This is a genomic window from Bacillus sp. TH19, assembly GCF_016651075.1.
In the GTDB taxonomy this organism is placed as follows: Bacteria; Bacillota; Bacilli; order Bacillales; family Bacillaceae_G; genus Bacillus_A; species Bacillus_A mycoides.
Genome location: NZ_JAEKEO010000007.1, coordinates 652,842 through 664,783, shown reverse-complemented (window position 1 = coordinate 664,783; position 11,942 = coordinate 652,842). Strand labels below are relative to the sequence as shown.

Annotated in this window: 14 protein-coding genes; 6 read left to right on the top strand and 8 right to left on the bottom strand. The window is 36.4% G+C overall.

The window, feature by feature from the left end; genetic code table 11:
- The first annotated feature begins 117 nt into the window (after window positions 1-117).
- Entirely contained in the window at window positions 118-609 is a 492-nt protein-coding gene (locus JFU54_RS07035; protein WP_078179370.1) for a phosphatidylglycerophosphatase A family protein, read from the top strand.
- 19 nt (window positions 610-628) lie between these two features.
- Here JFU54_RS07035 and JFU54_RS07030 read toward each other — a convergent pair whose 3' ends face one another.
- From JFU54_RS07030 to JFU54_RS07020, 3 genes are all read right to left on the bottom strand, one after another.
- Entirely contained in the window at window positions 629-1,108 is a 480-nt protein-coding gene (locus JFU54_RS07030) for a GNAT family N-acetyltransferase (RefSeq protein ID WP_002015903.1), read from the bottom strand.
- Between the two features lie 520 nt (window positions 1,109-1,628).
- On the bottom strand, window positions 1,629-4,202 hold the full coding sequence (locus tag JFU54_RS07025; RefSeq protein ID WP_201064064.1) for an FtsX-like permease family protein: 2,574 nt from the start codon (window positions 4,200-4,202) through the stop codon (window positions 1,629-1,631).
- Window positions 4,186-4,974 (bottom strand): ABC transporter ATP-binding protein, encoded by a 789-nt coding sequence (locus JFU54_RS07020; protein ID WP_002167448.1) that lies wholly within the window; start codon window positions 4,972-4,974, stop codon window positions 4,186-4,188. Before JFU54_RS07020 ends, JFU54_RS07025 begins: the two co-directional genes overlap by 17 nt.
- 286 nt (window positions 4,975-5,260) lie before the next feature.
- Between JFU54_RS07020 and JFU54_RS07015 the strand changes: the two genes are divergently transcribed.
- On the top strand, window positions 5,261-5,842 hold the full coding sequence (locus JFU54_RS07015) for an NAD(P)H-dependent oxidoreductase (protein WP_002167447.1): 582 nt from the start codon (window positions 5,261-5,263) through the stop codon (window positions 5,840-5,842).
- A gap of 32 nt (window positions 5,843-5,874) precedes the next feature.
- On the opposite strand, the gene JFU54_RS07010 is transcribed toward JFU54_RS07015, so the two are convergent.
- From JFU54_RS07010 to JFU54_RS06995, 4 genes are all read right to left on the bottom strand, one after another.
- Complete coding sequence (locus JFU54_RS07010; protein WP_016096610.1) at window positions 5,875-6,405, bottom strand: hypothetical protein; 531 nt, start codon at window positions 6,403-6,405, stop codon at window positions 5,875-5,877.
- 114 nt (window positions 6,406-6,519) lie between these two features.
- A complete protein-coding gene (locus JFU54_RS07005; RefSeq protein ID WP_002015908.1) occupies window positions 6,520-7,284 on the bottom strand; it encodes a TIGR01457 family HAD-type hydrolase in 765 nt (254 codons plus the stop codon).
- A 107-nt stretch (window positions 7,285-7,391) separates the two neighbouring features.
- A complete protein-coding gene (locus JFU54_RS07000) occupies window positions 7,392-8,024 on the bottom strand; it encodes a helix-turn-helix transcriptional regulator (protein WP_050001066.1) in 633 nt (210 codons plus the stop codon).
- A gap of 78 nt (window positions 8,025-8,102) precedes the next feature.
- Window positions 8,103-8,543: a DUF86 domain-containing protein gene (locus JFU54_RS06995; protein ID WP_002145069.1), complete on the bottom strand. Its 441-nt coding sequence runs from the start codon at window positions 8,541-8,543 to the stop codon at window positions 8,103-8,105.
- A gap of 147 nt (window positions 8,544-8,690) precedes the next feature.
- Here JFU54_RS06995 and glpX point away from each other — a divergent pair, with 147 nt between their 5' ends.
- The 3 genes from glpX (at window position 8,691) to JFU54_RS06980 (ending at window position 10,816) form a co-directional block, all read left to right on the top strand.
- A complete protein-coding gene (gene glpX / locus JFU54_RS06990; protein ID WP_002015911.1) occupies window positions 8,691-9,662 on the top strand; it encodes a class II fructose-bisphosphatase in 972 nt (323 codons plus the stop codon).
- Between the two features lie 16 nt (window positions 9,663-9,678).
- Window positions 9,679-9,945, top strand: coding sequence for a DUF3055 domain-containing protein (locus tag JFU54_RS06985; protein WP_002034592.1), 267 nt, complete (start codon window positions 9,679-9,681; stop codon window positions 9,943-9,945).
- Window positions 9,946-10,318: 373 nt separating this feature from the next.
- Window positions 10,319-10,816, top strand: a complete 498-nt coding sequence (locus JFU54_RS06980; RefSeq protein WP_002129735.1) for a hypothetical protein — start codon at window positions 10,319-10,321, stop codon at window positions 10,814-10,816.
- Between the two features lie 124 nt (window positions 10,817-10,940).
- Here the strand turns inward: JFU54_RS06980 and JFU54_RS06975 are convergent, their stop codons facing one another.
- Window positions 10,941-11,243, bottom strand: coding sequence for a YutD family protein (locus tag JFU54_RS06975; RefSeq protein ID WP_002015914.1), 303 nt, complete (start codon window positions 11,241-11,243; stop codon window positions 10,941-10,943).
- Between the two features lie 118 nt (window positions 11,244-11,361).
- Between JFU54_RS06975 and JFU54_RS06970 the strand changes: the two genes are divergently transcribed.
- On the top strand, window positions 11,362-11,940 hold the full coding sequence (locus JFU54_RS06970; protein ID WP_002129737.1) for a YhcN/YlaJ family sporulation lipoprotein: 579 nt from the start codon (window positions 11,362-11,364) through the stop codon (window positions 11,938-11,940).
- The last annotated feature ends 2 nt before the right edge of the window (window positions 11,941-11,942 follow it).

Below are 11,942 nucleotides of genomic sequence, written 5' to 3'. Positions count from 1 at the left end.
AGTCGCCACCTATGGTTTTTCTTTATATATATGAGCTTGTGCTCGCCTTTCATTCCTATGCACATGATAAAGCAACGAAACGTATACAAATACTAAAAAGAAAAAAAGGTGATAAACATGAAAGACTCAAATCAACTACAAGAAAGAGCATTACAACTATTACAAGAACGCGGTGTAACAATTGACGATATTGCTGATCTTGTTCATTTTCTTCAAAAGAAATACCATGCAAATTTAGAGATGTCAGAATGTCGCTATAACGTTGAGCGTGTACTATCCAAACGAGAAGTACAAAACGCACTTATTACAGGCATTGAACTTGATGTCCTCGCTGAAAAAGGACTATTAAGTCAACCGTTACAAGATATCGTAAAACGCGATGAAGGACTATATGGAATCGATGAAGTCATCGCACTTTCAATCGTTAACGTGTACGGTTCTATCGGTTTCACGAACTTTGGATATATCGATAAATTAAAGCCAGGTATTTTAGAATACTTAAATGATAAATCAACTGGAAAAGTTCACACATTCCTTGATGATATCGTTGGCGGAATCGCTGCCGCTGCTTCAAGTCGTTTAGCGCACCGTGCTGAGCATTCGGAATAACGTATCTAGGCCGTCAGTTTCACACTGACGGCCTTTCATATTCCATAAGCATGAACTCTCTTCCACGGCTCAAAAAAAGAGGTCCTACTTGAAATCCAATGTTTTTATACAGCCTAATCGCTCTCTTATTGAATGTCGCTACACTCAGTCGAAACATTTTCGAATTCAATTCCTCAGTAGCAAATGCTATTCCCGCTTGAAAAAATATTTCCCCCATCCCTTTTCCTGTTAACTCCGGCTTCATTCCAAGCCCAATATCTACTACATCTTCTCCCCTATATAAATTAGCATCTCTTCCCCCTGGCACTTGTGCATTTTCTCCAAAACAAAAATAGCCGATGAATTCTCCATTCTCTCCGCAACAACCGTAATACGTCCCATCTAGCAACTCTTCTATTACTTCAGCATCTCCCGAAAAGCTATATAACGTATAGGGATTTTCATACTTCCACGTATTTATTTCTTTCGCTTCTTCTTCTGTTAACTTATGTATATCCATTCATCTCGCTCCTTATCAAATACTCTACTAATCTATATGTATTTACTCATTCATTTTCCAAACTTGATTCTCCTCTAATCGTAATATGCATAGTTACATACGCACACCCCTTTAAAAAATGCTAAAATTTATTTGAATCGCTGTTGTTACACTTCTTGATTAAGAAAGACTGTTAACCGGAAAATTAACGTCTTATCAAACCCAAGCAATTGGCACGTTTTGTCATCATGAAAGACACTCGAAAGAGTGTCTTTTTTCTATACCTGAGCAGGACCTGCTCATTTACAAAATTAATGCATAAATTAATATAACTCTTAAACCCATTATTCCCTTTCTATACGTTGCAGCGTTCGTTGCGACAGATTCGGATAATAAAAAGCACTCCAGCCAGAGTGCTTTTTACTTTCAAACAAGGAGGTTACATATATGGATAGTACTCTTGTATTTAACTTTGGCATTGGTATTGTTATCATTTTATTCGTCTTCTTTGTACTTTGTATGAGCGGGATATAGTAATCTTTTATGCTGATAACTCCTTTAAAGTATCACTCAATTTAAACTTTCTTAATTGTAATGAAGCAATCATTGCTGCTCCTGCTCCGAGTATAATGCTAGCTAGTGCCAATATTAAAACTTGATTATACGGAATGATAATAACCGTTAACTCTAAGCTTGATAACACAATATAACTAAATACAATCCCACCTAAAACCCCAATACAACCAGCTATCGCTCCAAGTAAAGTGCCCTCTAATAAAACAATCCGTCTCATTTGCTTCGGAATAGCTCCTACCGCACGAATCATACTAATTTCAGCACGTCTTTCATGTAAACTTGAGACAATCGCATTCATTAAACCTATACCAGAAATAATGAAAACAATTACAACTAACAAGCGAATTAACATCATCATTTGCGATAATAACTGTTCTTGTTCTTTCAATAAATCATAACTGTTTATAACTTCTACATTCTCTTTATTATTTGTAATTTCTTTTACTTGCTTCTTAATCGCTTCAAATGATTGTTTAGAATTTGTCATAATTTGAATCGCTTCATATCCTTGTACGTGAAACTTATCGCGAGCCCATTGTTCATTTACAAAAATATCTAACCCTCTTAACCTTAATCCTTGCTCAATAATCGAAACGACTTTAATCGTTTGTTTTTCTTTCCCTTTTCCTTGTACTTCAATCGTATCATGCAACTGAAGTCCTAAATTTTCAGCCACTTCCTTCGTAATGACTCCCTCACCATCTTGTAACGGCTTACTTAAAGTTTGCCCTGCAATCACTTTCGCCTTTGTTACTTTCTGGTACGCTACAATATCGTTACCGACAACTTCCATTGAATCGTAGTTCAAATTGTTTTTTTTCGCAAATTCATACCATTCTTGATTCGCTTGTTTAAAGTCATAATTCACAAGCTTTGCTGTAAAGTCAGTAGCATTCCCAACACTTGATTCCACACCATCAATTTTTTTTACCTTCTCCATCCAACTAAACGGTAATGTTTCTATTCCTTGTGACTCTACTGGAATTCTTATTACTAAATCTGCTGGTAAATGTTTTTGTAATCCTTTTTTCATACCTTCATACATAGAATTTACATACATCGTGCCAACAAGTGCTAACATAAAACCAAATGCTAGTATAGCAACCGATACAGCTGCCTTATTCCGATAACGGATTACATTCCGGCTGCTAATCGTCGTTTCAATTCGTAATATCATTTGAAGTGGTTTTGCAATCACTGGTGCTATCATCCGAATAAATAACGGAATCGCAAATAACAAACCAACTGCAAATAACAGCGCTCCTATCGCACTTGGATTAAAACCGATATACTGCTCTAATACGTTACCTGCTAGTCCAATAACAGTACCAATGATTAAAATGCTAAGGCTAAAAGCACTCCATCTCTTTTCTTTTTTCTCATTACTAGGAAGACCTGGGCGAAGTGCTTGAACTGGTGGAATCTTTCTAACCATAAAAGCTGGTATAATGGCCCCTATGATAGACATAACAATCCCTAATAAAAAAGTAATGAGTAAAATCTCACCTGAAATCGAGAATGATGCTTTCCCTGCCCCCTCAATATTCACCCATTTATTAATGAATGATGCGGCGATTGTTTGCGTACCCGCTCCAAGAATAACTCCTGCTAGCGATCCGATTGCCCCAATACATAAAGCCTCTAATAAAACGACTAATATAATTTGATTTGGATTACTACCAAGTGCACGTAATAATGCCCATTGCTTAAATCGACTTCTGACAGATAAGAAGAAACTTCCCATTATTAAAAGGGCTACAACAAATAAGGCAATACCACCTAAACTAAAAATTAATGGCTTCATTACATTTAGTCGTTCAAATGCCTTATCTACATAAGTACGTTGGTCCACCTTTATATTTTCAATCTTTTTATGTACATCAAAAGCAATTGCTTTTTTCACATTTACATCTTGTACTTTCACTTGAACAAGATTGAATTGATTTGGTAAATTTAATTCTTTTTGAAGCCAATGGATTGGAAAATAAGCACTATGCCCCATTGACGCCATTAACGGTGGATTTAAAATGCCGACAACTTTCACAGCCTTTTCACCATGCTGCGGGAATGGCAGTTTAATCGTATCTCCTGCACGTATATTTTCACGATCTGTATACCCTTTTGTCAGTGCTACTTCAGCACCTTCTTTCGGATATCGTCCTTCTAATATTTTATAAGAATGCATTTCTGGAGAATCTTGCTCAACACCCCAATAAGATGGCTTTCCCGATAGTTCTTTATAATGTGGAAAAGGATACGGTATAAGTGCTTTTGATATTTTTTCAGCATTTTCTAAGCCATATATTCCTTTTAAACTTTCATTATTTAAATACATGTCATTTTTTATATAGCCAAATTGTAAATTATAATCTCCATACCGACTTACTACTTGTTCCTTCACACTTTGCTCTACTGATTGATTACCTAGTAATAACATCGTCGCTAACATAACACCTAAAGCTGCACCGAGGGCAATCAACATATTTCGCAACCAATTTTGTTTCATCGATTTTACCGCATACTTAATTACCCATCGCATCACCTTTACCTCCTACTTTAAAGTGACGATTCATAATCTCTTGAATTTGAGTAACTTGTTGCGGGATATTTCGAAATTTCCACCCTTTACTTTCAGTATGCTCATGAATCACCTCACCATCTAATAAGAAAACGACTTTATCAGCATGGGCCGCTACGAACGGATCGTGCGTTACAATGACAGCTGTTTGCCCTAATTCATCACATGCATTGCGAAGTGCCGCGATAATATTTTTGCTGTTTTCTGAATCTAACGCCCCTGTTGGCTCATCTGCTAATATAATAGCCGGCTCATTTGCAAAAGCTCTTGCTATCGCAACCCTTTGCTGTTGCCCACCTGATAACTGTGCTGGTAAATGCTTTTCTTTTCCTTTCAATCCAACGAGCTCTAATAAACGATTTGCTGTCACCGTTGCCTTCTTTTGCGAAACATTATCTAATAGTAAAGGCAACCCTACATTTTCCTCCGCATTAAACACTGGAATTAAATTAAACTGCTGAAAAATAAAACCGATTTTATGCCTTCTAAATAAAGCGAGCTCTTTTTCTTTTAATGTTGAAATCTCCGTACCATCAACTCGAATACTACCTACCGATGGAATATCTAATCCACCTAACAGCTGAAGTAAAGTCGTTTTACCCGATCCACTTGCCCCCATAATACAAACAAAGTCACCTTTTTGAATTTGAAGATTAATATCTTTTAAGATCTTTACTTTACTATCCCCAATATCAAACGATTTTTCTAACCCTTCAATTTCAATAATATTCATCCCGATATCCCCTTTTCTCTCTATATACCAATCTATATATTCTATTCAAAAATGCAAAATCCCTACTATTTTGTATTTTTTTGTCACATACTAACATTTATATTAACCGGCAGTAAGTGCCCGATTAGTGTGAGCAAATAATCAGTGCGGGATGGACACCCCCCACCGATTAAAATTTCACTTTATTTCTCACGTCAGAAAAGTTGACTCTCGCAACGGAAGTAACCATAATAGTTACACGGATATATAAAAACTATTCACATATCCACAATTAGGAGGAAGAACAATGAAACATGTGATCGTTTATGCACACCCGAATACAGAAAGCTTCAACCATGCAATTTTAGAAACTGTAAAAAGTGAATTAGAAGGAAAAGGTCATGAAGTACGCGTTCGTGATTTATACGAATTAAACTTCAATCCAGTATTAGGTGCTTCCGATTTCATCTCATTTTCCCAAGGAAACACACCAGAAGATATTAAAGAAGAACAAGAGCATATCTCTTGGGCTGATAATATTACATTCATTTATCCAGTTTGGTGGGCGGGTCTTCCTGCTATTTTAAAAGGATACGTTGATCGTGTATTTAGTCACGGCTTCGCTTATGCTTACGGTGAGAATGGCATTGAAAAGTTATTAAGCAGTAAAAAAGGATTGTTATTATCTACGATGGGAAATTCGAAAGAAGTATACACAGCAGGCGGGATGTTTGATGCAATGAAAAAAACAACTGATGCTGGTATTTTTGAATTTACGGGCATTGAAACACTTGAGCATACATTCTATACAAGTGTTCCTTCTGTGGATAATGCTGTGCGTAAACAATATCTTGAAGAAGTTAAAGAAGTAGTGAATCGCGTATTTTAATAAAAAACTCCGGTTATAACAACCGGAGTTTTTTATTTCATCATCAATTTCGGAATATATCTTTGAAGAATGCTTTCTAATTCATTCATATCTTCCTGTCTAATAAGTAAATTTACATTGTCATTCATTTTTTCTCGCCCACGATATAAAAATATATTTTCTTTTGGATTTTCCCATGTTGATGTTTTATAGCCTTTTAATTCTTCGTATGAATAAAAGTTCAATCCGTCTATTACACCTTTTTCATATATTTGTACACTTTTAATAAGATGGATAGCTATTAAAGTCATAAAACAACTTGCTACAGCATAACTACCTGACTGAATGAGAAACTGTTCAAATGTACCAATATCACCACTTACGTATTGAGCATATATATACATACATTGTCCGATAAAGTACGCTGGTCCAAGTAAGGCAATCCAACGTCGTTTCACCCGAGGATATGCTGCAATAAGCTTTCCCGCGCTTTTTTTCATTTCATTTATTTTATATATCTTCCATAGAACAAAGAATAAAACACATAATGTAAAAATAAACATAATACATGACATCCAGTACACTCTTATTTTCCCCCTTCACATCATTACATATAAATTTTACATTTTAAATCCCTATAGTACATATGCAATTGTGCATAAAAAAACAGGCAACCTCTTCCGGTTACCTGCCTTTCATTACATCTTCTCAATCCACTCCGTCAAGTTGTGCACAACTTGCGTCGGTTGTACTTCATATTCTGTTAACTTGTCCACAGTTGTTACTCCAGTGTGGACAAGAAGGGTATGCATACTAGCATTTATCCCCGCTAAAATATCTGTATCGTAGTTATCCCCAACCATTAAAGCTTCTTCTTTTCCTATGCCAAGCACTTTTAACGCTTGTTCCATAATGATTGATTCTGGTTTACCAATAAAGATTGGGTCCACACCTGTTGATACTGCAACAACTGATGTTAATGAACCGTTACCTGGTAATAATCCGCGCTCAGTTGGAATTGCAATATCCCCATTTGTTGAAATAAACGTTGCACCGTTACGCACAGCAAGACATGCTTTTGCTAATTTTTCATATGTGATATCACGATCTAAACCAACAACAACGAAATCAGGATTTTCATCCACAAGTTCAAAGCCTTTTTCCACAAGTGCAGCGTGTAATCCCTCTTCACCAATCATATATACAGTTGCATCTTGTTTGCGCTCATAAATAAAGTTCGCTGTAGCCATACTCGTTGTGAATACTTGCTCCGCTTTCGCTGGAATATCGAAACGAACAAGCTTTTCTGCAACTTGTTCTGGTTTACGAGTTGAGTTATTTGTAACGAATAAATATGGAATACCGCGCTCTCCTAACGCTTTTACGAAGTCGCTTGCTTCTTCAATTTGTTCTTCACCGCGATACATCGTACCGTCTAAATCAATTAAATAACCTTTATACATTATTATGCCTCTCCTTCTATGCTAACGTTCATATCTATCATACCACTCTTATATTAACCCCTTTTTCAAAAGAAAAAAACGCTTTACCCTAAAGCGTCCCATAACGTTCATTTTTTCTCTTTTATTTGGTACGAACAATTACAATCTCCCTCACACATGTTTGCTAACGTCTTCACATTTGCATCTGCAAATAACCGCTTATACATATCTTTTTCATCTTCACACACTTGCGGGAATCTCTCTGCAATTTCCTTTAACGGACAGTTTTGCTTTTCAAATATGAAAGAATGCTCCCCATCTCGCTTTATTTGAACCATATAACCGTTTCTCTCTTGCATAGCAGCTACTTCTTGAACTTTATACGCTAAATTGCTTTGATTACTTATCCTCTTTTGCAACTGTTCTTCCATTCGTTTCGTTCTCGCTTGCAAGACGTGACGCAGCATTTTTTCATCGCCCATTCGAGCTAAATCTTCTAGCATATCAATAGCAAACTGCTTATATTCTTTCGGGAATGTATCTTCTCCCTTTTGACTTAGTCCATACAAATATGTTGGGCGTCCAACATGCTGCCTTACCATCTTTGAATAAATTAGCTCATCATTTTCTAGTTTACTTAAATGTCGACGAATCGCCATCTCTGTAATTTCTAAAGCTTCGGCTAATTCTGCTACAGTATGCTCACCCTTTACCTTCAATAATTGTACAATCTCTTCTTTCGTAGTACGTGCTTCCCCCATATTTCACCCTTCTCCCTTTTCTCTCTCATATACAATATAAGATCCCCAAAGGAATCCCCGGGGATCTTATAAGCATAATTATTCTGGTACAAATGCAGATACAGGTCCTAATTCCTTTTCTAAATAACTACGAATATTTGCTGGGTATTTCTCTACCACTGCGATATTTTTTTGAATCGTCTTATATAATTCATCATGATTCATTTGAATATAATCTTGCGTAAGCATTTTTCGAAGAAGAATAATTTCTTTAATATGCGCTCCCTCTTCTCCACTTATAACTCTCTCGTCCATTAAAATATCAATAATATCTTCGTAACTTCCTGGATCGCGCATAATAAATCCATCAATCATCGCATTCCCTACATCTAATATACAATCGATAATAAGATGGGCTATGCGCTCTAATGCATAAAATTCAAACTCTGTTTCATATGTCTTTTTCTCTTGAAATGTATTTGTTGCTCGTTCTAAACATACTAGCATTTGTTCTATTTTCTTTCTGTCTACGAAGTACATGAATGTCACCTACCTGGAAATTAAAGCATTTACATTTTAATTGTAACGCTTTCTTCTGAAAAAATCGACAATTTTTCGAATTCACCTTTTCCTCGTTATTTGTTATAGTTATATTTGTATGATTTTTGAAATTGGAGGAATGCAACCTTGGAACGTGAACTCGCACTAGAAATTGTCCGTGTAACAGAAGCAGCAGCCTTAGCATCCGCACAGTGGATGGGCCGCGGAAAGAAAAACGAAGCAGATGATGCAGCAACTACAGCTATGCGTGATATGTTCGATTCAGTAAACATGGCAGGTACAGTTGTAATCGGTGAAGGAGAACTTGATGAAGCACCGATGTTGTATATTGGTGAAGAACTAGGAACAGGTAACGGTCCAGAAGTAGATATCGCCGTTGACCCGTTAGAAGGTACAAACATCGTTGCGAAAGGCCTTGCAAATGCAATGGCAGTTATCGCAATCGCAGATAAAGGAAACCTTCTTCATGCTCCGGATATGTACATGGAAAAAATCGCGGTTGGTCCAAAAGCAGCTGGTAAAATTAGCTTAGATGATCCAATTGAAAAAACAATTGATATTGTAGCAGAAGCAAACAATAAAAAAATTCGTGACCTAACGGTTATCATCCAAGAACGTGAACGTCATCAAGATATTATTGACCGTGTTCGTGCAAAAGGTGCACGCGTAAAACTATTTGGTGATGGAGATGTTGGTGCATCAATCGCAACAGCTTTACCTGGAACAGGTATCGACTTATTCGTAGGTGTTGGCGGAGCTCCAGAAGGCGTTATTTCTGCAGCAGCATTAAAATGCCTTGAAGGTGAAATGCAAGCTCGCTTAGTTCCAATGAACGAAGAAGAAGAAGCTCGTTGTCGTGAAATGGGATTAGAAGATCCTCGTCAACTTCTTATGTTAGATGACTTAGTATCTGGTGATGATGCAATCTTCTCAGCAACAGGTGTATCTGCTGGTGAATTATTAGACGGCGTGAAATTCCTTGGCGGAGATTTAGCTGAAACATATTCTATCGTAATGCGTTACAAAACAAGAACAGTACGTTTCATTAAAACGCATCACCATTTAGATCATAAACCACACTTAAACTTAGATATTTAATAAAGGAGCCATGTGTATGGAAGAACGTTTCTTTCTGTACGACGATACAGTCGCTACAAAAACTCGTTTCGTTAGCTTTTTGGGGGAAAATGAGCGTCATGATTTAGCGCTTTTATACTCCGATCGTCATTACGGTAAAACGATAGTCCTTGATATGCAAAGCAACAAATTTGCTATCATCGGTCCTGACGATTTAAACGAACAAGGCTACTTAGAGCATGCATTTTCGATGTCTGAAGAAAATGCAGAAGAATTACGCTCATTTTTATTTGAACTTATATAATTTATCTGGAGCACCAGCTATGTTAGCTGGTGTTTTTTTACAATTAATATTTTGAATTTTCAATCTTATGTGTTATACTTATGAACAAATCTATTTGGATAGAAAGGACGTTATCTGCGTATGCCAACATTTACTTTGTAATGGATCAGCAATTGGATAGCATTACTCTCAAAAAAGCACCGTGCTTTTTCAAGGGAGTAGTCTGCCCATTCCCATTACGAAGGAACGTAACGCATCTGTAGTATGATGTTTACGGAGGTTCCTCTTGGGGGAACCTCTTTTTATTTTTGTCTACTTCTTATGTCTTCATACTAGAAGACATCCAAATAGCTGTATTACGTTCCTTTACCACTAATATAAGAGGTGAAGGAAAATGCAGAAAGTACAACTTTCTTGGAGTTTATATGAAAACGAACTAGCAACAATCGAAAAATATTGTAAAAATTGCAGGCGTACTACCCTTTTTACCGACACGAACATTCGCAGGCATAACGCAAACGGAAAGAACATATACCGATTTGCAATTTATAAATGTCCGAAAGATCATACGTGGAATCAAAAACTTCATATTTATAAATCATTTACTGATCACGTCGAAACTGTCGAGATGACTCAGCAAGAACAAACGGAAACAAGTACTACCATTTCCATTACACAATACAAAGAAAGTGGTATAGCCGAAATAACGATCGTATTAGACATAGTTTTCGGTTCCCACCGGATTGATAAAGTGTTATCCACATATATTTCAGATTGGAGCCGTGCACTCATTGTGGATAAAATTAAAAATGGGCATATCCAATTGAACGGACAACAAATGAAACCAAACAAAACTCTTTCTGAAGGTGATTACATTTCAATTTGTTTGTAAGGTGGACTCTCATGTTAAAGGTGAGAAAAGGTACGATTGATTTATTGAATGACTTAGATGTAATGTAAACAGTCTCCTCATAATTACTATGAAAAAATCCTCTTACAATCGTAAGAGGATTTTTTCATTTCTTCACTTTTCGCAATACAAAGTGTGCACAACCGAAGTTACAGTACTCGTATAAATACTCTGATAAAGTACTAATTTTCGTATCATATGTCGAACGTTGATTACTATCATCAAAGAATCCGCGCAATCTAAGTTGCTCATAACCCCAGTCTCCAACGATATAATCATATTTATTTAAAATTTCTGCATAGCGCTCTTTAAGTGCTTCTTCACTAAAACCGTCACGAAAGTTTTTAATCACTTCGTACTGAACATTATTAACGCTCACCGTAGTATGAATCTCTTGCTTTTGCTCCATTATGAACTTCCTCTCTAAGCATTCTTCTTTTTATCGTATCACAAAGCATAACAACCAACAATTTCAAATACAAAAAATTGAAAATTAGTGCATGCTATGGAGAAGGAGGTGCTACATCGTGAAAAAACAAATTATACTCTCTCTTCTCACTCTTTCCTTATTTGTGGGTTGCCAATCAACTAATAAAGCCGAAATGGAGCGTGAAGAAGGAAGTCGTGTTCTTGTTTCCAACAAAAACGACATGTATCATACGGAAAATACAAATACACGGCTCACAAGGGTGGGCTATTCATCTAAACAAAAACATGAAGTATCTAACAAACAAGTAGGCGCCATTAACCGTGAGAAAGTCGCTGAAATGATTACAAGCATGACAGTCAAACTTCCTGACGTCACCAATGCCGCTACACTCGTTACCGACGACGAAGTGTTCGTTGTATACCGTGCAAACACAACGGATCCAAAACTCGTAACAGATCAAGTATATAAAACTGCTTTGTCCATCGTTCCTCGCTATTATAAAGCATATGTATCAACAAACCAAAAGTTGATTTCTCAAATTCAAGGTCTTCAATCTGGTAGCTTAAACGATAAAGAATATGAACAAAGTCTTGATATGTTAAAACGTGAAATGAGCGATAATCCTCATTTGAACAATACGGGGGATCAAACTTTAAATGACATGATTAAAAAATAAAA

Bases quoted from the DNA above. Each gene is read 5' to 3' on its own strand.
- JFU54_RS07035 (WP_078179370.1), top strand. From the start codon at position 118: ATGAAAGACTCAAATCAACTACAAGAAAGAGCATTACAACTATTACAA.
- JFU54_RS07030 (WP_002015903.1), bottom strand. From the start codon at position 1,108: ATGGATATACATAAGTTAACAGAAGAAGAAGCGAAAGAAATAAATACG.
- JFU54_RS07025 (WP_201064064.1), bottom strand. From the start codon at position 4,202: ATGCGATGGGTAATTAAGTATGCGGTAAAATCGATGAAACAAAATTGG.
- JFU54_RS07020 (WP_002167448.1), bottom strand. From the start codon at position 4,974: ATGAATATTATTGAAATTGAAGGGTTAGAAAAATCGTTTGATATTGGG.
- JFU54_RS07015 (WP_002167447.1), top strand. From the start codon at position 5,261: ATGAAACATGTGATCGTTTATGCACACCCGAATACAGAAAGCTTCAAC.
- JFU54_RS07005 (WP_002015908.1), bottom strand. From the start codon at position 7,284: ATGTATAAAGGTTATTTAATTGATTTAGACGGTACGATGTATCGCGGT.
- JFU54_RS07000 (WP_050001066.1), bottom strand. From the start codon at position 8,024: ATGGGGGAAGCACGTACTACGAAAGAAGAGATTGTACAATTATTGAAG.
- JFU54_RS06995 (WP_002145069.1), bottom strand. From the start codon at position 8,543: ATGTACTTCGTAGACAGAAAGAAAATAGAACAAATGCTAGTATGTTTA.
- JFU54_RS06985 (WP_002034592.1), top strand. From the start codon at position 9,679: ATGGAAGAACGTTTCTTTCTGTACGACGATACAGTCGCTACAAAAACT.
- JFU54_RS06980 (WP_002129735.1), top strand. From the start codon at position 10,319: ATGCAGAAAGTACAACTTTCTTGGAGTTTATATGAAAACGAACTAGCA.
- JFU54_RS06975 (WP_002015914.1), bottom strand. From the start codon at position 11,243: ATGGAGCAAAAGCAAGAGATTCATACTACGGTGAGCGTTAATAATGTT.